The organism is Pseudomonas sp. M5A4_2d, from assembly GCF_053345295.1.
The window spans coordinates 193,977-214,930 of sequence record NZ_JBKEZW010000008.1 but is presented as its reverse complement, the minus strand read 5'-3'; the positions used below and the strand labels follow the sequence as shown (position 1 = coordinate 214,930).

General features: G+C 60.7%; 20 protein-coding genes. 13 read left to right on the top strand and 7 right to left on the bottom strand.

The window, feature by feature from the left end; translation table 11 throughout:
• Positions 1-42 precede the first annotated feature (42 nt).
• The 11 genes from rsfS (at position 43) to ACLBW8_RS19800 (ending at position 10,580) form a co-directional block, all read left to right on the top strand.
• Positions 43-537, top strand: coding sequence for a ribosome silencing factor (gene rsfS / locus ACLBW8_RS19850; protein WP_003215432.1), 495 nt, complete (start codon positions 43-45; stop codon positions 535-537).
• A gap of 9 nt (positions 538-546) precedes the next feature.
• Positions 547-1,014 carry a 23S rRNA (pseudouridine(1915)-N(3))-methyltransferase RlmH gene (rlmH, locus tag ACLBW8_RS19845; protein ID WP_003176297.1) on the top strand — a complete coding sequence of 156 codons (468 nt, stop codon included), beginning with the start codon at positions 547-549 and terminating at the stop codon, positions 1,012-1,014.
• A 15-nt stretch (positions 1,015-1,029) separates the two neighbouring features.
• Positions 1,030-2,928, top strand: a complete 1,899-nt coding sequence (gene mrdA / locus ACLBW8_RS19840; protein ID WP_064454283.1) for a penicillin-binding protein 2 — start codon at positions 1,030-1,032, stop codon at positions 2,926-2,928.
• A gap of 31 nt (positions 2,929-2,959) precedes the next feature.
• Positions 2,960-4,063 (top strand): rod shape-determining protein RodA, encoded by a 1,104-nt coding sequence (gene rodA / locus ACLBW8_RS19835; protein WP_057703348.1) that lies wholly within the window; start codon positions 2,960-2,962, stop codon positions 4,061-4,063.
• A 17-nt stretch (positions 4,064-4,080) separates the two neighbouring features.
• Positions 4,081-5,091 carry a lytic murein transglycosylase B gene (gene mltB / locus ACLBW8_RS19830; RefSeq protein WP_064454282.1) on the top strand — a complete coding sequence of 337 codons (1,011 nt, stop codon included), beginning with the start codon at positions 4,081-4,083 and terminating at the stop codon, positions 5,089-5,091.
• Positions 5,091-6,092, top strand: coding sequence for a septal ring lytic transglycosylase RlpA family protein (locus tag ACLBW8_RS19825; RefSeq protein WP_221295713.1), 1,002 nt, complete (start codon positions 5,091-5,093; stop codon positions 6,090-6,092). Before mltB ends, ACLBW8_RS19825 begins: the two co-directional genes overlap by 1 nt.
• A gap of 178 nt (positions 6,093-6,270) precedes the next feature.
• Entirely contained in the window at positions 6,271-7,428 is a 1,158-nt protein-coding gene (locus tag ACLBW8_RS19820; RefSeq protein ID WP_064454280.1) for a D-alanyl-D-alanine carboxypeptidase family protein, read from the top strand.
• Positions 7,429-7,513: 85 nt separating this feature from the next.
• On the top strand, positions 7,514-7,789 hold the full coding sequence (locus ACLBW8_RS19815; RefSeq protein WP_064454279.1) for a DUF493 domain-containing protein: 276 nt from the start codon (positions 7,514-7,516) through the stop codon (positions 7,787-7,789).
• Positions 7,789-8,436 carry a lipoyl(octanoyl) transferase LipB gene (gene lipB, locus ACLBW8_RS19810; protein ID WP_447806137.1) on the top strand — a complete coding sequence of 216 codons (648 nt, stop codon included), beginning with the start codon at positions 7,789-7,791 and terminating at the stop codon, positions 8,434-8,436. Before ACLBW8_RS19815 ends, lipB begins: the two co-directional genes overlap by 1 nt.
• Positions 8,437-8,462: 26 nt before the next feature.
• The gene (lipA, locus tag ACLBW8_RS19805; protein ID WP_167353740.1) at positions 8,463-9,464 is read left to right on the top strand and encodes a lipoyl synthase; all 1,002 of its coding nucleotides are present in this window, start codon (positions 8,463-8,465) and stop codon (positions 9,462-9,464) included.
• A gap of 183 nt (positions 9,465-9,647) precedes the next feature.
• Entirely contained in the window at positions 9,648-10,580 is a 933-nt protein-coding gene (locus tag ACLBW8_RS19800; RefSeq protein ID WP_447806136.1) for a S66 peptidase family protein, read from the top strand.
• Positions 10,581-10,833: 253 nt separating this feature from the next.
• On the opposite strand, the gene ACLBW8_RS19795 is transcribed toward ACLBW8_RS19800, so the two are convergent.
• From ACLBW8_RS19795 to leuS, 5 genes are all read right to left on the bottom strand, one after another.
• Positions 10,834-12,159, bottom strand: a complete 1,326-nt coding sequence (locus ACLBW8_RS19795) for a lytic murein transglycosylase (protein WP_447806135.1) — start codon at positions 12,157-12,159, stop codon at positions 10,834-10,836.
• Between the two features lie 61 nt (positions 12,160-12,220).
• Positions 12,221-12,385: an alternative ribosome rescue factor ArfA gene (arfA, locus tag ACLBW8_RS19790; RefSeq protein ID WP_447806134.1), complete on the bottom strand. Its 165-nt coding sequence runs from the start codon at positions 12,383-12,385 to the stop codon at positions 12,221-12,223.
• A gap of 244 nt (positions 12,386-12,629) precedes the next feature.
• The gene (holA, locus tag ACLBW8_RS19785) at positions 12,630-13,667 is read right to left on the bottom strand and encodes a DNA polymerase III subunit delta (RefSeq protein WP_447806133.1); all 1,038 of its coding nucleotides are present in this window, start codon (positions 13,665-13,667) and stop codon (positions 12,630-12,632) included.
• Between the two features lie 39 nt (positions 13,668-13,706).
• Positions 13,707-14,312, bottom strand: a complete 606-nt coding sequence (locus ACLBW8_RS19780) for an LPS-assembly lipoprotein LptE (protein WP_064454273.1) — start codon at positions 14,310-14,312, stop codon at positions 13,707-13,709.
• An 88-nt stretch (positions 14,313-14,400) separates the two neighbouring features.
• Positions 14,401-17,007 carry a leucine--tRNA ligase gene (leuS, locus tag ACLBW8_RS19775; RefSeq protein WP_447806132.1) on the bottom strand — a complete coding sequence of 869 codons (2,607 nt, stop codon included), beginning with the start codon at positions 17,005-17,007 and terminating at the stop codon, positions 14,401-14,403.
• A gap of 261 nt (positions 17,008-17,268) precedes the next feature.
• Between leuS and ACLBW8_RS19770 the strand changes: the two genes are divergently transcribed.
• Both ACLBW8_RS19770 and ACLBW8_RS19765 read left to right on the top strand, forming a co-directional pair.
• On the top strand, positions 17,269-17,586 hold the full coding sequence (locus ACLBW8_RS19770; RefSeq protein ID WP_064454271.1) for a hypothetical protein: 318 nt from the start codon (positions 17,269-17,271) through the stop codon (positions 17,584-17,586).
• Between the two features lie 97 nt (positions 17,587-17,683).
• Positions 17,684-18,445, top strand: a complete 762-nt coding sequence (locus tag ACLBW8_RS19765; RefSeq protein ID WP_447806131.1) for a YdcF family protein — start codon at positions 17,684-17,686, stop codon at positions 18,443-18,445.
• A 123-nt stretch (positions 18,446-18,568) separates the two neighbouring features.
• Here the strand turns inward: ACLBW8_RS19765 and lnt are convergent, their stop codons facing one another.
• Both lnt and ACLBW8_RS19755 read right to left on the bottom strand, forming a co-directional pair.
• Positions 18,569-20,092 (bottom strand): apolipoprotein N-acyltransferase, encoded by a 1,524-nt coding sequence (gene lnt, locus ACLBW8_RS19760; RefSeq protein WP_064454269.1) that lies wholly within the window; start codon positions 20,090-20,092, stop codon positions 18,569-18,571.
• 8 nt (positions 20,093-20,100) lie between these two features.
• Entirely contained in the window at positions 20,101-20,940 is an 840-nt protein-coding gene (locus ACLBW8_RS19755) for an HlyC/CorC family transporter (RefSeq protein ID WP_015373027.1), read from the bottom strand.
• Positions 20,941-20,954 lie beyond the last annotated feature (14 nt).

Sequence of the window (20,954 nt, the reverse complement as noted above, 5' to 3'; positions counted from 1 at the left end):
CGTGCAGCGAGCGCCCGAACATACGAGCAAAACGAGTTTTATATGACGAACAAAGACGTAAGCAAAGTTAAGCGTAAAGGCACTTTCAAAAGCGCCCCGCTGCCAGTTGAAGCGCACACCGGCCCTGAGCTGGCTGGCGAAGAGCTGGTAAAAGTCGCCGTAGCTGCCCTGGAAGACGTTAAGGCCCAGGACATCCAGGTTCTGGACGTACGCGACAAGCAGAGCATCACCGACTTCATGATCATCGCCACCGGTACCTCCAACCGCCAGATCGGCGCGATGCTGGACAAGGTTCGCGAAGCCGTCAAAGCCCAAGGCGTGAAGCCGCTGGGTGAAGAAGGCAAGGGCGACAGCGACTGGGTGCTGCTGGACATGGACGACGTGATCGTTCACATGATGACCTCCAACGCCCGTCAGTTCTACGACCTGGAGCGTCTGTGGAAAGGCGCCGAGCAGAGCCGTGCGGCAGATGGCAAGCACCACAGCCCGGAAGTGGGCCACGCGCACTTCGACAAGCTCAACAAAGACCAGGAATAAGGAACGGCTGTGCGCCTGCGTCTGATCGCTGTCGGTTCACGCATGCCCAAGTGGGTGGAAGAAGGCTGGCACGAGTATGCCAAGCGTCTGCCCGCTGAGCTGTCGCTGGAGCTGGTGGAAATACCGCTCAACACCCGGGGCAAGAATGCCGACGTGGCGCGCTTTATCCGTCAGGAAGGCGAAGCCATGTTGGCCAAGGTCGGCCCCAACGAGCGTATCGTCACCCTTGAGGTGCACGGCAAGCCCTGGAGCACCGAGCAGTTGGCGGTGGAACTGGACCGCTGGCGCCTGGATTCGCGCACCGTCAACTTCATGGTCGGCGGCCCCGAAGGGCTGGCGCCGGAAGTGTGTGCGCGGGCGGACCAGCGATGGTCGCTGTCGGCACTCACGTTGCCGCACCCGTTGGTAAGGATTCTGATCGGTGAACAGCTGTATCGCGCCTGGACAGTTCTGTCCGGGCACCCTTACCACAAATAATCTGCGCCCCTCCCGATGACCCAGCCGATCCGCATCAAGGACCACGAGAAAGACGCACGTCTGGTGCGCTCGCGGGTCGTTTTCGGCGCGTTTTTGGTGGTGGGTCTGATTGCGGTGCTGATTGCGCGCCTGTATTTCCTGCAGGTGATCCAGTACGACTATCACTCCACGCTGTCGGAGAACAATCGGGTGCATGTGCAGCCGATTCCGCCGACCCGTGGGCTGATTTTCGATCGTAATGGCGTGGTGGTCGCGGATAACCGGCCCAGCTTCAGCCTGAGCATGACCCGTGAGCGTTCCGGCGACTGGCAGCAGATCCTCGATGTCATCGTCGAAGTGCTGCAACTGACGCCGGAAGACCGGGTGATCTTCGAAAAACGCATGAAGCAGGGGCGCCGGCCCTTCGAGCCGGTGCCGATCCTGTTTGAACTGACTGAAGAGCAGATCGCGCGGATCGCGGTGAACCAGTTCCGCCTGCCCGGTGTGGAAGTCGTGGCGCAGTTGGTGCGGCACTACCCGCAAGGGGCGCATTTTGCGCATTCGGTCGGCTACATGGGCCGAATCAACGAGAAAGAGCTGAAAAGCCTCGATCCGGTGAATTACAGCGGCACCCACCACATCGGCAAAACCGGCATCGAGCGTTTCTACGAGCCCGAGCTGCACGGCCAGGTGGGTTACGAGGAAGTCGAGACCAACGCCCGAGGCCGTGTGCTGCGGGTGCTCAAGCGCACCGACCCGGTGCCGGGCAAGGACATTGTGCTGAGCCTGGACATCAAGCTGCAGGAAGCGGCCGAGATGGCGCTCGGCGGTCGGCGTGGCGCCGTGGTGGCACTGGACCCCAAGACCGGCGAAGTGCTGGCGATGGTCAGCCAACCGAGTTTCGACCCTAACCTGTTTGTGACCGGGATCAGCTTCAAGGCCTACGCCGAGCTGCGTGATTCGGTTGACCGGCCGCTGTTCAACCGCGTGCTGCGCGGGCTGTATCCGCCAGGCTCGACCATCAAGCCGGCGGTGGCGATTGCCGGCCTGGATTCGGGCGTCGTGACCGCATCGAGCCGTGTGTTCGACCCGGGCTACTACATGCTGCCCAACTACGATCACAAATACCGTAACTGGAACCGCACCGGTGACGGCTATGTCGACCTGGATACCGCGATCATGCGCTCCAACGACACTTATTTTTATGACCTGGCCCACAAGCTGGGGATCGACCGGCTATCTGCCTATATGGGCAAGTTCGGCCTTGGTCAGAAAGTCTCCCTGGACATGTTCGAAGAGTCTCCCGGACTGATGCCGTCGCGGGAGTGGAAGCGCGCGACCCGTCGCCAGGCGTGGTTCCCGGGTGAAACCCTGATTCTCGGGATCGGCCAGGGCTACATGCAGGCGACGCCGCTGCAACTGGCCCAGGCCACGGCGCTGGTGGCCAACAAAGGCATCTGGAACCGCCCGCACCTGGCCAAGACCATCGAGGGCGAGAAGCCTTTGGATGAAAACCCGATTCCCGACATTGTGCTGCGCGACCCGTCCGACTGGACCAAGGTCAACCACGGCATGCAGCAGGTGATGCACGGCGCCCGTGGTACCGCGCGCAAGGCGGCGGTCGGTGCGCAGTATCGCATTGCCGGCAAGAGCGGTACCGCCCAGGTGGTCGCGATCAAGCAGGGCGAGAAATATGACCGTTCCAAGGTTCAAGAGCGCCACCGTGACCACGCCTTGTTTGTCGGCTTCGCTCCGGCCGACGACCCGAAAATCGTGGTGGCGGTGATGGTTGAAAACGGCGAGTCCGGCTCCGGCGTCGCAGCGCCCGTGGTGCGCCAAGTGATGGACGCCTGGCTGTTGGCCGACGACGGCAAGCTCAAACCCGAATATGGCGGCCCCCCTTCAAGCACCGAGGTTACGGCCCGTGAAGAGTAATTTTGACCGCATCCTCTCCAGCGAAGATGTGATGCGTCGCCGTGCGACGTTGTTGCAGCGCATGCACATTGATGGCCCGTTGCTGATCCTGCTGCTGACGCTTGCAGCCGGCAGCCTGTTCGTTCTTTATTCGGCCAGCGGCAAGAACTGGGACCTGTTGATCAAGCAGGCCTCGTCGTTCGGCCTGGGTCTGTTGTCGATGGTGGTGATTGCCCAGTTGGAGCCGCGTTTCATGGCGCGCTGGGTGCCACTCGGTTATGTCGCCGGCGTATTGCTGTTGGTGGTGGTGGACGTGATGGGCCACAACGCCATGGGGGCGACGCGCTGGATCAACATTCCGGGGGTGATTCGCTTCCAGCCGTCGGAATTCATGAAGATCCTGATGCCAGCGACGATCGCCTGGTACCTGTCCAAGCGCACCTTGCCGCCACAGCTCAAGCACGTGGGGATCAGCCTGATATTGATCGGCGTGCCATTCATTCTGATCGTGCGCCAGCCGGACCTCGGCACCTCCCTGCTGATCCTCGCGGGCGGTGCGTTCGTGCTGTTTATGGGCGGTTTGCGCTGGCGCTGGATCCTCAGCGTGCTGGCTGCGGCGATCCCGGTGGCCGTGGCCATGTGGTTCTTCTTTATGCACGACTACCAGAAGCAGCGGATCTTGACGTTCCTCGACCCGGAGAGCGACCCGTTGGGCACCGGCTGGAACATCATCCAGTCCAAAGCCGCCATCGGCTCTGGCGGTGTATTTGGTAAGGGCTGGTTACTGGGCACTCAGTCGCACCTCGACTTTTTGCCCGAGAGCCACACGGACTTCATCATTGCGGTAATGGGCGAAGAGTTCGGCCTGGTGGGCATTTGCGCGCTGTTGCTGATTTATTTGCTGTTGATTGGTCGCGGGTTGGTGATTACCGCGCAAGCGCAGACGCTGTTCGGCAAATTGCTTGCCGGCAGCCTGACCATGACTTTTTTTGTTTACGTTTTCGTCAACATCGGTATGGTCAGTGGCCTGTTGCCGGTGGTTGGGGTGCCGTTGCCGTTCATTAGCTACGGCGGAACTTCGCTGGTGACATTGCTGTCAGCGTTTGGGGTTTTGATGTCGATTCATACGCATCGCAAGTGGATCGCGCAGGTTTGAATAAGGTGAAGATGTCAATGCAAGTAATGCGCGGCTGGGCGACTCGGCACGCGTCCTGGATGGGCCTGATTGGGCTGCTGGGCGCGACGCAAGAGGTGCAGGCCGGTGACTACGATGGCTCACCCCAGGTCGCCGAATTCGTCGGTGAAATGACCCGCGACTACGGTTTCGCCGGTGAGCAGTTGATGGGCATATTCCGTGAAGCCCAGCGCAAGCAGGCGATCCTCGACGCGATCTCGCGTCCCGCCGAGCGCGTAAAACAGTGGAAAGACTATCGCCCGATGTTCCTCACCGACGCCCGTGTGGCCCGCGGTGTGGATTTCTGGCGCCAGCACGAAGCCGTGTTGGCCCGTGCCGAGCAGGAGTACGGCGTGCCGGCTCAGGTAATCGTCGCGATCATCGGCATTGAAACCTTTTACGGGCGCAATACCGGCAGCTACCGGGTGATCGACGCCTTGTCGACCCTGGGCTTCGATTACCCGCCGCGCGCCGAGTTCTTCCGCAAGGAGCTGCGCGAATTCCTGTTGCTGGCCCGCGAAGAGCAGGTCGACCCGCTGACCCTCAAAGGCTCCTACGCCGGCGCGATGGGCTTGCCGCAGTTCATGCCGAGCAGCTTTCGCGCTTATGCAGTGGATTTCGACGGCGACGGCCACATCAATATCTGGAGCAACCCCGACGACGCCATTGGCAGCGTGGCCAGCTACTTCAAACGCCACGGCTGGGTGGCTGGCGAGCCCGTGGTGATTCGTGCCGATGTCACCGGTGATCGCGCCGATGAGGGCCTGACCCAGGGAATCGAGCCGGTCAAGACCGTTGGGGAGTTGCGAGCGCTGGGCTGGTCGAGTCAGAATGCGCCACGCGATGATATGCCAGTGACGGCGTTCCGCCTTGAAGGCGAAAACGGCCCGGAATACTGGATGGGCCTGAAGAATTTTTACGCAATCACGCGTTATAACCGCAGTGTGATGTACGCCATGGCCGTGCATCAGCTGTCAGACATGCTGGTCCAAGCACGGGGCAACAAGTAATGCGGGTACCGCCGTTCAATAAACCGCTCAAGCTGGTGGCGTTCGCCGCGTTGTCCTTGCTGGTCGTCAGTTGCTCATCCACCACCAGCCGCGCGCCAGCGCAAAAGGGCGGCGCGATCGTCCGTGCCAAGCCTGGGCTGGACATCAACCGCGCGCACAAAGATGGCGCGCCGTGGTGGGATGTCGACGTTTCGAAAATCCCGGATGCCACGCCAACCCTGCACACCGGCCCGTACAAGGCCAACCCCTATACCGTGCTGGGCAAGAACTACTTTCCGCTGCAGGATTCCAAGACCTATGTCCAGTCGGGCACGGCGTCCTGGTACGGCACCAAGTTCCATGGCCAGAACACCGCCAACGGCGAAGTCTATGACCTGTACGGCATGAGCGCGGCCCACAAGACGTTGCCGCTGCCCAGCTACGTACGCGTCACCAACCTGGACAACAACCGCTCGGTGATCCTGCGGGTCAACGACCGTGGCCCGTTCTATTCGGACCGGATCATCGACTTGTCCTACGCCGCGGCCAAGAAACTCGGTTATGCCGAAATCGGCACTGCGCGGGTGAAAGTAGAAGGCATCGACCCGGCGCAGTATTGGGCCCAGCGTGGCAAACCGGCACCGTTGATGCTCAACGAGCCGCAAACCCCGCAACCGCAAGTGACCGCATCCGCCGGCAAGATTGAACAGTGGACGCCACCTCCGGCGCAGCACGCACCGGACACCGTTGTCGTGCCTCGCGCGGCGCCGGGGGCTTCTACCGTGGGCGGTCAGTACCTGCAAGTGGGTGCTTTCGCCAACCCGGATGCGGCAGAACTGTTAAGGTCCAAGCTCAGCGGCATGGTCAACGCGCCGGTATTCATCAGCTCCATCGTGCGTAACCAGCAGACCTTGCACCGTGTGCGCATGGGGCCGATCGGGTCGCCAAGCGAAGTGGCGCAGGTTCAGAACAGCGTGCGCCTGGCCAACCTGGGGCAACCCAGCGTGGTCACCGCCGAATAACAAAGATTGATGGCTCAGGCGCGTACGCGGGCCTGGGCCCTGGTTGTTGGCTCGTTGAACAATAAAAACCCAGGGGCAAGGGGTGAGCGGGCAACCGAACACGTGACAGTCTGGCAGCGGGCTGTCTGAATAGTTTTGCCCGCGAGGGCAAGTTTCCATAAGCAATTTCGAGAGACGGATGAACATCACCACCTTAGCCAAACGCACGTGCCTGCTTCTTTCGCTGATCATCACTCCGGCCGCCTGGGCGGTTGAAATGGTGCCGGCTTCCCCGCAACTGGCCGCCAAGGCCTGGGTTCTCATGGATGCCGCCAGCGGCAACGTGCTGGTCGAGAACAACGGTGACCAGCGCCTGCCACCGGCCAGCCTGACCAAGCTGATGACGGCTTACATCGCGACCCTGGAAATCCGTCGCGGGCAGATCGGCGAAAACGACCCGGTCACCGTCAGCGAAAATGCCTGGCGCACCGGCGGTTCGCGGATGTTCATCAAGGTGGGTTCGCAAGTCACCGTGAGCGACCTGCTGCACGGCATCATCATCCAGTCTGGTAACGACGCCAGCGTGGCCCTGTCCGAGCACATCGCCGGCAGCGAAGATGCGTTCGCCGACATGATGAACAAAACCGCTGGCGACCTGGGCATGACCAACAGCCACTTCATGAACCCGACTGGTCTGCCGAACCCGGAGCACTATTCGTCGGCTCACGACATGGCGCTGCTGGCTCGCGCGATTATTCGTGTCGACCCGGTGCACTACGCGATCTACTCCCAGAAGGAATTCTTCTGGAACAACATCAAGCAGCCTAACCGCAACCTGCTGCTGTGGCGCGACAAGACCGTCGATGGCCTGAAAACCGGCCACACCGACGAAGCCGGCTACTGCATGGTGTCGTCCGCCGTACGTGATGGCCAGCGCCTGATCGCCGTCGTATTCGGCACCAACAGCGAGCAGGCCCGTGCGGCCGAAACGCAAAAACTGCTGACCTACGGCTTCCGCTTCTTCGAAACCCAGACCTTCTACCAGAAGGGCACTGAACTGGCGCAGGCGCCGGTATGGAAAGGCGCAACCCATCAAGTCAAAGCCGGCCTGGCTGAAGACCTGACCCTGACCATGCCTAAAGGCCAGCTGAAAAAGCTCGCTGCCAGCATGACCATGAACCCGCAATTGGTAGCGCCAATCGCCAAGGGTGACGTTATCGGTAAAGTCGAAGTGAAACTGGACGACAAGGTGGTGCACAGCGCCGACCTGATCGCGCTGGACGCCGTCGACGAAGGTGGTATCTTCCGCCGCGTGTGGGATAGCATCCGTCTATTCTTCTACAGCTTGTTCAACTGATAAGTGTGCACCTGCAAAGCCCCGTGTTGATCCGACACGGGGCTTTGCCCGTCGCCACGGCTTACGCTTACGAGGCCGTTACGCCATGACCGATAAAGAAGTAAAGGCGCCAAAGATCGAATTCCCAAACGTGGACTATCCCGTCAAGGTGATCAGCGATACCGGTGTGGGCAACAAAGACAAGATTCTCGAGATTGTGCGTAAACACGCGACGATCAACGACAACCGGGTGGACGAGCGTTTGAGCTCCAACGGTAAATACACCACGATCCAGTTGCACATCGTTGCGACCGGTCAAGACCAGCTCTACGACATCAACAGCGAACTGCGGGCCACCGGCTTCGTGCACATGGTGCTGTGATGTCACAGGTCCTGGGCTTTCGCGAGCTCGGCCAGATGGCCTACGAGCCCGTCTGGCACGCCATGCAGCGCTTCACCAATGAGCGCGGCAGTTCGGCACCGGATGAGATCTGGCTGGTGGAGCACCCGCCGGTGTTCACCCAGGGCCAGGCTGGCAAGCCAGAGCACCTGCTGCTGCCGGGGGATATCCCGGTGGTGCAGGTCGACCGAGGCGGTCAAGTGACTTACCATGGGCCGGGTCAGCTTGTAGCGTATCTATTGCTGGACGTGCGCAAGCTTGGGTTTGGCGTACGTGACCTTGTAAGCCGCATGGAGGCTTGCCTGATCGAGCTGTTGGCCAGTTACGGCGTGAGCGCTGCGGCCAAGCCCGATGCACCCGGTGTGTACGTGGACGGCGCGAAAATCGCCTCACTCGGTTTGCGGATTCGCCACGGTTGTTCCTTTCATGGCCTGGCCCTGAATGTGGACATGGACCTGGCGCCGTTTCGGCGGATCAACCCGTGCGGTTACGCCGGGTTGGCGATGACCCAACTGAGCGACCACGCCACACCGATTAAATTTGCCGAGGTAAGTGCCCGGCTGCGTGCGCAGCTCGTCAAACACCTCGACTATGCTGAGCAGACGACCCTCACGGGCGGAATCGACTGATTATGACTACTGATGCAGTGCAAACCATGATCCCGACGCTGGATGTTACCGAACGTCCGGCCCCGGCCCCGCGTGCCAAGGTGGAAGCCGGCGTCAAGCTGCGCGGCGCCGAGAAGGTTGCACGCATCCCGGTCAAGATCATCCCGACCACCGAACTGCCGAAAAAACCGGACTGGATTCGCGTGCGCATCCCGGTTTCGCCGGAAGTCGACCGTATCAAGGCCCTGCTGCGCAAACACAAGCTGCACAGCGTGTGCGAAGAAGCGTCCTGCCCGAACCTGGGTGAGTGCTTCTCCGGCGGCACCGCCACCTTCATGATCATGGGTGACATCTGCACCCGTCGTTGCCCGTTCTGCGACGTTGGCCATGGCCGGCCGAAGCCACTGGACGTCAACGAGCCGGAAAGCCTGGCCATCGCCATTGCCGACCTGAAACTCAAGTACGTGGTAATCACCTCGGTAGACCGCGACGACCTGCGTGATGGCGGTGCCCAGCACTTTGCCGACTGCATCCGCGAAATCCGCAAGCTGTCGCCGAACGTGATGCTCGAAACCCTGGTTCCTGACTATCGCGGTCGCATGGACGTCGCGCTGGAAATCACCGCGGCCGAGCCACCGGATGTGTTCAACCACAACCTGGAAACCGTGCCACGCCTTTACAAGGCAGCGCGCCCAGGTTCGGACTACCAGTGGTCGCTGACCCTGCTGCAGAAATTCAAGCAGATGATGCCGCACATCCCGACCAAGTCCGGCCTGATGCTGGGCCTGGGCGAAACAGACGAAGAAGTGATCGAAGTCATGAAGCGCATGCGCGAACACGACATCGACATGCTGACCTTGGGCCAGTACCTGCAGCCGTCCCGCAGCCACTTGCCGGTGCAGCGTTTCGTGCACCCGGACATCTTCGCCTGGTTTGCCGAGGAAGGTTACAAGATGGGCTTCAAGAACGTGGCGTCAGGCCCGCTGGTACGTTCCTCGTACCACGCTGATGAGCAGGCCAAGCTGGTCAAGGCAAGCCTGGTTTCCTGATAGGGGTTTGCGTAACGCCGCTTATCCAATGTGGGAGCGGGCTTGTGTGGGAACTGGCTTGCCTGCGATACAGACACCTCGATCTATCCGTTTATCGAGGTGATGCAATCGCAGGCAAGCCAGCTCCCACAAGGTCCCGCTCCCACATTTCGTTCTGCGTTGTTATATAGAGGGAGAGCATGGATGAAGACTCAACTCGCGGCTGCTGTGCCTGCTTTACGTGCCGAAGGTGTGATCGGCCTGATCGCCCCTGCCGGTCCTGCCGCACTGGATGTTGAAAAAGCCGGGCAATGGATGCGCGCCCGTGGCCACGAACTGCGGATATTTTCGGGTGTGTATGAGCGCGACGGCTACCTGGCCGGCAGTGATGACGTGCGCCTGCGTGACTTGCATGCTGCTTTCTCCGATCCTGAAATCGATGCCATCTTCTGCCTGCGTGGCGGCTATGGCACACCGCGCTTGCTCGACCGGCTGGATTTCGAGCTGATTCGCGCCAATCCCAAACCGTTCGTGGGTTATAGCGATATCACTGCTCTGCACCTTGCCATCAACCGTTATGCGGGTTTCTTGACCTTTCATGGGCCGATGCTTAACGCCGACCTGCTCGGTGACAAGCAGCAGCCTACCGAGTCGTCCTTGTTCAGCATGCTACGTGGCCAACTCCGCGCCGGTGGTGTGCTCGCGCACCCGGTGGCTTATCCGCTGACGACGATTGAGCCCGGTATCGCGTGTGGGCGTTTGCTCGGGGGGAACCTGTCGATGATCGCGGCGGTGATGGGCACAGCCTACGAAATCGACGCTGAAGGCATCATCCTGTTTATCGAAGACGTCAACGAGCCGATTTATCGGATTGACCGCCTGCTGACCCATTTGCGCCTGGCGGGCAAGCTGGCCCAGGTGGCGGGTGTGTTGGTGGGGGATGTCTCGGGTGTGGATAACGCTGCGCTTTCGCGACTGCTGAAGCAGACCTTCGAACCGTTGTGCATACCGGTATTGTCCGGCTGGCGCAGTGGCCACTGCGATCCGAACCTGACGTTGCCAATGGGCGCGTTGGTGCGGTTGGATGCCGGGGAGCAGCGTGTGGTGTTGGAACAGGATGTCGTGTCCAACTGCTGATTTTTGTCGCTGGTCAGGCCGCTATCGCAGGCAAGCCAGCTCCCACATTCAACCGTGTCCATACGTTGGAGTGCAGTCTAATGTGGGAGCAGCGGGTGGGGCTGGAACAGGATGTTGTTCTGAAGTAATTTTCGCCTGTCATGCCGTCTTCGCGAGCAAGCCCGCTCCCACATTCAACCGTGTCCATACGTTGGAGTGCAGTCTAATGTGGGAGCGGGCTTGCTCGCGAAGACGGCAGTCGCTGTAAGCCGATTTAACGGTTCTGCAACGACTCCAACAGCTTCACCGTCGGATATCCATCCGCCGGCCAACCCAACGACTGCTGTGCTGCCCGGATCGCCTTACGCGTATTCGCGCCGATAATGCCGTCCGGGTTACCAGCGTCATACCCATTGGCGCTGAGCGCCGTCTGCAAATCAATGCGCTGGGAACGACTCAGCGGCAGTTCATCTTTTGGCCAATCGCCACGAATCACACCCGCGCCACCAAACCGCCCTGACAACAGGCCCACGGCCAGCGCGTAGGACGACGAGTTGTTGTACTTGAGGATTGCGCGGAAGTTATCCAGCACCAGGAACGCCGGGCCACGGTAGCCTGCCGGCAGCAGCAGGGCGGCGGACAAGGAGTCGACGTTTGGCGGCATGCTCGCACCCGGCGGCAGTTGGATGCCAAGCTTCATCCACTCGCCAACGCTTTTGCGTATACCGCCATCGGCGAGGGCGTAATCGAAGTTCGCCGGCAGTTGTTTCACCTCAAAGCCCCACGGCTGGCCTTTCTGCCAGCCGGAGCTTTGCAGGTAGTGCGCGGTGGAGGCGAGGGCGTCGGCCGGGCTGTTCCAGATATCGCGACGACCGTCGCCATCGAAGTCGACGGCGTGGGTGTTGTAGGTGGTCGGGATGAACTGGGTCTGGCCCATGGCACCGGCCCAGGAGCCTTTCATCTGGTCGGCCTGGATGTCGCCATGCTGGATGATTTGCAGCGCCGCCAGCAGTTGTGCCTGGGCGAACGCCGGGCGACGGCCTTCATAAGCCAGGGTTGCCAGGGAGCGAATCACCGAATTATTGCCCTGGAACTGGCCAAAGTTGCTTTCCATACCCCACACCGACACCAACGCCTGGCGGTCGACGCCATAACGTTGCTCGATACTTTGCAGGATATCGGCGTACTTGATCAGCAAGGCCTGGCCGTTACGCACGCGCACTGGCGACAGGGCACCGTCGAGGTATTCCCATACTGGCCGGGAAAATTCCGGTTGGCTGCGGTCTGCGCGAATCACCGCCATATCGGGCGTGACGTTAGCGAAGGCGTTATCAAAAACGGCAGCGGTGATACCCGCTTTGAGGGCTTCCACTCGAAAGCCAGCCTGCCATTCGGCAAAGGTCTGGGTCGGTTGGATATCAAGGTTGTCCACAGCCAAGGGCGCAACCACAGCAGGCGCAACGGCCGGCACGGTCTGGAGTCTTGGCAGGGGTTGAGCGTCCGCGGCGGTAGGTTTTTCCGCGCAGGCGACAAGCAGAATGAGGCTGGAGGCAGCAATCAATTGGCGAAGGTGCCAACGACGGGAAAGACTAGAGGGCATGCACAGGTCCAGGGATTACAAATCAGGTACAGACCTTATCATGCCGGAGGGGCGCTTGCCTTCAGGCAGCCAGAAAGTAAGAAGCCTCCCAGCTATTAGACTGGAAGGCTTCGCGGCGGTAGCTGCCTTTGCCCTTGCCGGCGCGTTCCCGACGGCTGCGGAACAGTGGCTGGGCGATGATCGATTTGGCCTTGTTGGGGCCATGCTTGGATGGCTTTTTGCTCATGTCGGTGGTCTCTTTATGTGGGCTGAGATGGGATGAAGCGGTGCAAATCATCTGCCGAAGTGGCGCCGCTGTAAAGCCCGGCGCTGTGTAGGAAATATAGAAGATCTGAACGTGTGCACCGTTAAAAGGTGGTAGCGGGCTTGCTCGCGAATAGGGTGTGTCAGTCACTATACAGGTTGATTGAACCACCGTATTCGCGAGCAAGCCCGCTCCCACATAGGTTCTGTGCTGTCAGGTGAAACAGCTATTCAGCAGGCAATGTCAGGCGCTGGCCAGACATCAACAGTGACAAACGACTCAGGCTCATCCACGGCGAGCCCGCCGCCTGGCCTTTGATCTGCGCATCGATGCGCTGGGCTTCCAGCAACAGTTGAGCCCAGCGTTGCGCCGAGTACCGTTGCAGGGCTTTGCTCATCAGCGGTTTTCGTTTGTCCCACACAGGAGGTTTGGCCTGGCTGAAGCATTTGTCCAACGGTGTGCCCTGACTGAATTGCAGGGAAATATTAGCCAGTACCCGCAGTTCCCGGGCCAGGGCCCACAGAATCACCGGTGGCTCCACGCCTTCGCCACGCAGCCCTTCAAGCATGCGCAACGCGTGGGCGGGTTCGCCGTTAAGGATCGCATCCACCAGCCCGAACACGTCAAAGCGAGCGCTATCGGCCACTGCACCTTGGACGGTTTCGACCGTGATCTGCCCTTCGTCAGCCATCAGCTTGAGCTTTTCGATTTCCTGGGCGGCGGCAAGCAAGTTGCCTTCGACCCGGGCGGCAATCAGCTCTACCGCGTCTTGTGTGGCCGACAGCCCCGATTGGGACAGGCGCTGACGAATCCATTGCGGCAACTGGTTGCTGTCCACTGGCCAGATCTGGATGAACTGGGTTTGCGGGCCTTCTACCAGTGCCTTGCCCCACTTGGTTTTCTGCGCGCTGCCATCCAGCTTGGGCAGGCTGATCAGCAAGACCGTGTCTTCAGCGGGGCGCGAGCAGTATTCCATCAAGGCCGCCGCACCCTTGTCCCCGGGCTTGCCCGAAGGCAGGCGCAGTTCCAACAGGCGTTTTTCGGCGAACAGCGACATGCTCGCACCCGCTTGCAGCAGCGTCCCCCAGTCGAAACTGGCATCGGCACTGAACACCTGGCGTTCGTCGAAGCCTTGTTGGCGTGCGGCGGTGCGAATGGCGTCTGCGGCTTCCTGGCACAACAGCGGGTCATCACCGCTGACGATATAGACAGGCGTAAGGCCACCTTGCAGGTGTTTGGCGAGTTGGGCGGGGGCGAGTTTCATAGGCGGGGCGAACGGGGCGCCAAAGGCGCCCCGTCTGGCTTACTCGACAGGGACTTCAACAGGCGATTGTTTCGGCGTGTTGTCTTCATACTCTTTCGCGGCTTTCAGGGCATCGGCGTCAGCCTTGGCCTTGTTGTCGGCAGTTTGCTGCAAGGCTGCGAGTTTGTCCGGGGTCAGTTGCTGCAAGCGGACCATCAGACGCTGCACCAGCTCACGACGCATTTCCTTGCGAACCTGGATGATCTCCGAGTCCGAACCCACCAGGTTGTTACCGTCGTGGCTCACGACCTTCTGCACTTCAACCTTGTCACCCATCAATGGCAGGTGGTCGCGGCCTTGCAGTTCGTAGATCACCAGGCTGTTCAGCTCAATGTCCGACGCACGGCCGGCACTGGCGTAGCTGAGGTTACGCTGGGTTTCTTTCTCGTCCACCAGGACCAGTTTGTAGGTCGCGCCGGCAGCGACACGCACACCGCTGCTTTCCAGGGTCTGGCGCAGTTGCGTCACGGTATCGCCATAGGCGTTACGGGCGCTGACGTCCAGTTCCTTGATGCTCAGTTCGTTGGTGCCGGTGCCACGCAGCTGAAAGCCGCAAGCGCTCAGCAGCACAGCGAGGCCCATCACCAGCAAATTGCGTTTGATCATTTTGTTGCTCCCCTTGAAACCATGTGGGCCTTATCGAGGCCTTAAAGGTTTAGTTCGGCGCAGGGCTCAAGCCCTGCGCCCGATCCGATTAGCTGGCGACGATATTGACCAGTTTGCCAGGCACTACGATCACTTTGCGGATCGTCAGGCCTTCGGTAAAGCGCAGCACGTTCTCGTTGATACGCGCAGCCGCTTCCACGTCTTCACGGCTGGCGCTAGCCGGCATGTCGATCTGGCCACGCAGTTTACCGTTGACCTGAATCACCAGTTGCAACGTGTCCTGTACCAGGGCGCTGTCATCCTGAACCGGCCATTCGGCGTCGATCACCGCGCCGTCGTGGCCCAAACGGTTCCAAAGTTCGTGGCTGATGTGCGGCGTGATTGGCGCCAGCAGCAGTACGACCGTTTCCAGGCCTTCGTGCACCAGCGCGCGGTCCTTTTCGGTGGCTTGCGGTGCTTTTTCCAGCACGTTCATCAGCGTCATCACCTGGGCGATGGCGGTGTTGAATTTGTGGTTCTGCCCGACGTCCTGGCTCGCTTGGCGAATGGCCAGGTGCGTGCTGCGACGAATGGCTTTCTGTTCATCGTTCAAGGACGCCACGTCCAGCTTGCCCGGAAGGCCCTGGCTGACATGGGCGTGCGCCAGGCGCCAGACGCGCTTGAGGAAGCGGTGCGAACCCTCGACGCCGGAGTCGGACCATTCGGCGCTCATGTCAGGCGGCGAGGCGAACATCATGAACAGGCGGCAGGTGTCGGCGCCAAACTGATCGATCATCGACTGAGGGTCGACGCCGTTGTTCTTCGACTTGGCCATCTTCTCGGTGCCGCCGATTTCCACCGGCAGGCCGTCGGCGATCAGCTTGGCGCTGATGACCTTGGCTTTGCTGTCACGCTCGAGTTCGACGTCGGCCGGGTTGAACCAGGTGTAGGCGCCATTGGCTTCGCGGCGATAGTAAGTATCGGCGATCACCATGCCCTGGGTCAGCAGGTTCTTGAACGGCTCATCGGAGCTCACCAGGCCTTCGTCGCGCATCAGCTTGTGGAAGAAGCGCGCGTAGAGCAGGTGGAGAATGGCGTGCTCGATGCCACCGATGTACTGGTCCACCGGCAACCAATGGTCGGCTGCGGATTTTTCCACCAGGCCGCCTTCATAGTGCGGCGAGGCGTAGCGAGCGTAGTACCAGGAGGACTCGACGAAGGTGTCCATGGTGTCGGTTTCACGCTTGGCCGGTGCGCCGCATTTCGGGCAGCTGCATTCGTAGAACTCGGGCATGCGCGCCAATGGCGAACCCGCGCCATCCGGCACCACGTCTTCCGGCAGTACCACCGGCAACTGGTCTTCCGGCACCGGCACATCACCGCAGGTTTCGCAGTGGATGATCGGGATCGGGCAGCCCCAGTAGCGCTGGCGGCTGATGCCCCAGTCGCGCAGGCGGAACTGGGTGCGCGAAGCACCGAGGTTTTTCTTGATCAGTGCGACTTCGATGGCGTCGAAGGCGCCTGCGAAGTCCAGGCCGTCGAATTCGCCGGAGTTGATCAGTTCGCCGTGCTCGCCGTAGGCGTCTTGCCACGGGGCCGGGTTGGTATCACCCGAGCTGGTGCGCACGACCGACTTGATCGGCAGGTTGTACTTGGTGGCGAATTCGAAATCGCGCTCGTCGTGGGCCGGCACAGCCATTACCGCGCCATCGCCGTAGTGCATCAGCACGTAGTTGGCGACCCATACCGGCAGCTTCTCGCCGGTCAGTGGGTGCTCGACGAAGAGCCCGGTTGGCAGGCCTTTTTTCTCCTGGGTGGCGACGTCGGCTTCGGCCACGCTGCCGCCTTTGCATTCGGCGATGAACGCCTGCAGCTCAGGGTTGTTCTGTGCGGCCTGGGTGGCCAGCGGGTGTTCGGCGGCCACGGCGACATAGGTCGCGCCCATCAGGGTGTCCGGACGGGTGGTGAAGACTTTGAGTGCGCCCGCTTCGCCGATCGAATCGACGTTGTACGGGAATTGCACTTCCATGCCCTTGGATTTGCCGATCCAGTTGCGCTGCATGGTCTTGACCTGTTCAGGCCAGCCCGGCAGATCGTCGAGGCTCGACAAGAGTTCATCCGCATAGGCGGTGATCTTGAAGTAGTACATCGGGATTTCGCGCTTTTCGATCAGCGCGCCGGAACGCCAGCCGCGACCGTCGATGACCTGTTCGTTGGCCAGTACGGTCTGGTCGACCGGGTCCCAGTTCACGGTGCCGCTCTTTTTGTAGATCACCCCTTTTTGGAACAGGCGAGTGAACAGCCATTGTTCCCAACGGTAGTAATCCGGCTTGCAGGTGGTCACTTCGCGGGACCAGTCCACCGCCAGGCCCAGGCTGCGCAGCTGGGTCTTCATGTAGGCGATGTTTTCGTAGGTCCACTTGGCGGGCGCCACGTTGTTTTTCATCGCGGCGTTTTCCGCCGGCATGCCGAAGGCGTCCCAACCCATGGGTTGCAGGACGTTCTTGCCGAGCATGCGCTGGTAGCGCGAGATGACGTCGCCGATGGTGTAGTTACGCACGTGCCCCATGTGTAGCTTGCCGCTGGGGTAAGGGAACATCGATAGGCAGTAGTAAGTCTCCTTGCCTGGCTGTTCACTGACTTCAAAGGACTTTTGCTCGTCCCAGAAGGTTTGGGCGGCATTTTCTATTTCACGGGGCTGATATTGTTCGTGCATGGCTACTTTTGAACTGAATAGGGGTGGCCTAATCCTCTTCGGTGCAATGTTCAGGTTGATCGACACCAAAAAGCGGCGCGTCCGTGCCCAAACCCTGCGGGAAGTGGAGTTACAGGAAGCGCCGTAGCATACATGACCCCACTCTATCGAGGGAAACCCTGATTGCGCAGGCAGGGCCGTCTGTCGCGGCGCCAGGCAGGTGCAGCGATGGAGACTACGCTGTTTATTGGGGAGTGAGTCTTATCTTCAATGAGGTGAGGGATGGTTGAATCGCAGCGAACTTTAACGAAACCGCAGTTGTACGAAGGACTGATCGACCGTTTGGGTCGGGCATTGGATGCTGCAAGAACCGCAGGCCGTTTACGTGATGAACGGCCTCTGGAACTGGAGTTGCGAGGCTTGAGCCAGGCAGAGCTTGAATTGATCAAGGTCTACCTGGAATTGAATCACCACCGTGCCTCTCAGGAGCAGGCTTCCCCGCCTGTTCAAGGGCCCTCGCGTTCGGCCAAGGTGATCTGGCTGAAAGATGTGGCTGCCGGTCGCGGCCCCGAAAAACACCGGGCCGTACGGTGCAAGTGAAGCACAGCGTTACCCGTTAGCCTTCTCGAAATAGGCTGGTAAAGATTGTCGCTAAACCCCGTTGCATCTAGGCTTCGGGCATCTGTGGAGATGCCCGATGCCTTTTCGTTATTTCATTAAACAATTGCTCTTGCCGCCCGGTATTTTTTTGCTGTTGCTGGCGTTTGCCTGGTGGTTTCGTAAAAGCCGCCCGCGCCTGGCGGGCTTCTGCTTTGCGGTGGGATTGGGCGGGATGTGGCTGATCAGCTTGCCGGTGGCGGTGCAATGGGGTGCACATGCCCTGGAGACCGAACCGCCCTTGGCCCGTGAAGAGTGGGCAACGCTGGCCCAGCGCGCCGATGCGATTGTGGTGCTGGGATCCGGGCGTGAGCGGGGAGACCCCGCGTGGGGCACCGACCAACCCACCGGGATCGGGCTTGAACGCCAGCGTTATGCCGCGCGGCTGGCCAAGGCGTCCGGCTTGCCGGTGTTGACCAGCGGCGGCTTGCACTACGGCACGCCGCCGAGTGAGGCCGAGCTTATGGCGGTGTCGATGCAGGATGATTTCGGCGTTACGGTACGCTGGAAGGAAGAGCGCAGCCGTACCACCTGGGAAAACGCGCAGATGAGCGCCGGGATTCTATTGCCGCAAGGCATCAAGCGAGTGGTGGTGGTGACCCAGGCCTGGCATATGCCGCGCGCAGTCTGGAGCTTTGAGAAGGCCGGTTTCACTGTGGTGCCGGGGCCGGTGGGCTTTTTGGGCGTGGACAATACTCGACCGTTGGGCGGCTGGATGCCTGAGTTTGTGTCGGTGTGGCGCAGCGGGCAGTTGATCAATGAGGCGGTGGGGCAGGTGGGGTATCGGTTGTTTTATCGATAACGCCGCAATTCAAAATGTGGGAGCGGGCTTGCTCGCGAATGTAGTGGTTCAGCCAGCCCATACAGTGACTGACACCCCGCTTTCGCGAGCAAGCCCGCTCCCACATTGGTTTTGCAGTGTCTGTTAAACCGTTTTGGACATCCGGCCCGCCAGCAGCGCCCAGCCAAACAAGCCCAGGCACACGATGATCAGCGGCCACGAGCGCCATTGCAGGTACGGCGTCAGGTTGTGCATCGGCACCACTTCACCGTAGAGAATTCCCCGCTCGAACTGCGGGATCTGCTCGGTGATCTGCCCGAACGGGTTGATCAGGCCGGTGACGCCGTTGTTGGTCGCGCGGATCATCCAGCGTCCCGCCTCCAGTGCGCGCATCTGCGCCATTTGCAGGTGTTGCAGCGGGCCGATGGAGCGGCCGAACCAGGTGTCGTTGCTGATCGTCAGCAACAGATCGCTCTGGGCCGACAGGCCGGCGGCAAATTCCGGGTACACCACTTCATAACAAATGAACGGCGCAATCTGATAGCCCTTGGCTTGCAGCATCGCCTGATCGGCAGGGCCGCGGGCGAAGTCCGACATCGGCAAGTCGAAGAAGGCAATCACGCCACGCAGCATGTCTTGCAGCGGCACGTATTCGCCAAAGGGCACCAGCTTCTGCTTCAAGTAAGTGCCTTCGCCTTCGCCGACCACCGTGATGCCGTTGTAGTAGCGCTTCTGGTGGTGCACTTCCTGGCGGATCGGCACGCCGGTGATCAGCGCGGTGTGACGGTCGGCAGCGAACTTGCCCATCATGCCCAGATAGCCTTCGACGGATTCCTTGAGCACCGGTACGGCGGTTTCCGGCCACACCAACAAGTCGACTCGCTTGGAGCTGAAACTCATGTCGCGGTACAGCGCCAACTGCGCATTGAGCTGCTCAGGGTCCCACTTCATGCTTTGTTCGACATTGCCCTGCACGGCGGCCACGCTCAGGGGGGCGCCAGAAGGCGTCGTCCAGGCGTGATGCTTGAGCGCCAAACCGATGGCCCACGGCGCAACCAGCAGCACCAGGCCCGCACCGATAAAGCCGTTGCGCTTGCTCGCCAGCAGGCGCGGCAGGTTGCACAGCACGGCAGCGGTCAGTGCCAGGGCGAAGGAGATCAGCCACATCCCGCCCAGCGGCGCGAGGCCGGTGAGTGGGCCGTCCAACTGGCTGTAGCCGGAGTACAGCCATGGGAAACCGGTCAGGAACCAACCTCGAAACGCCTCCTGGCCAACCCACAGCGCAGCAAACGTCAGCGCATCGGCCAGCGGCGCTTCATTACGACGCAACCAGCGTGCCCATAACCAGGCGGGCAGGGCGAAGAACCAGGCAATGGCAGCGGTAAACAGCAGCATCAAAAAGCCAGCGAGCAACACCGAAGCGCCGCCGAAGTGGTGGATGCTGTAGTAGATCCAGCTGGTGCCGGCGCCAAACAGGCCGAACCCGAAACACCAGCCACGGCCCAGGGCCTGACGGGGTGTCAGTTCGCGCAGGCCGATATAGAATAATCCGACTGCCACCAGTGCAAACGGCCACAAGTCGAACGGCGCCAGCGCCAGGGTAGTGATGGCGCCGGCCACCACAGCCAGCAAATTACCGGGCCAGCCGGGTGCGATCATACGGCGCATGTCAGTCCTTAGCGGGCAATAGGTGTCAGGCGAATCAGATGGATGCGGCGGCTGTCGGCATTCAGGATGCGAAAGCGATACGCGCCGATCTCCGTGGTTTCGTTACGCTTGGGCAGGTGCCCGAACGCACTCATCACCAGGCCACCCACGGTGTCGAACTCATCGTCGGAGAATTCGCTGTCGAAGAACTCGTTGAAGTTCTCGATCGGCGTCAGTGCCTTGACCAGGAAGTCACCGCTGGGCAGTGGCTTGATGTAGCTGTCTTCTTCGACGTCGTGCTCGTCTTCGATGTCGCCGACGATCTGTTCCAGCACGTCTTCGATGGTCACCAGGCCCGCTACGCCGCCGTATTCGTCGATCACAATGGCCATGTGATTGTGGTTGGCGCGGAATTCGCGCAGCAGCACATTCAGGCGCTTGGATTCAGGCACGAAGGTGGCCGGACGCAGCAGGTCCTTGATGTTGAAGTTGTCGCCGTTCTCCTTGAGGATCAACGGCAGCAGGTCCTTGGCCAGCAGGACACCCATGACGTCGTCATGGCTTTCACCGATTACCGGGTAGCGCGAGTGCGCCGAATCGATCACGGCCGGGAGGAATTCCCGTGGGGTCTGGGTCGCCTTGATGCTGATCATCTGCGAACGCGGGACCATGATGTCCCGAACTTGCAGGTCAGCCACCTGGATGGCGCCTTCGACGATGGCCAGCGCTTCGCTGTCCAGCAACTTGTTCTGATGGGCCTCGCGCAGCAGCTCAAGCAGCTCCTGGCGGTTTTTCGGCTCGTGGGCAAAAGCCTGGGTCAGTTTACCCAGCCATGACTTCTGCCCGTTGCTCGATCGGTCTTCGCTCATAGCGATTACTCTAA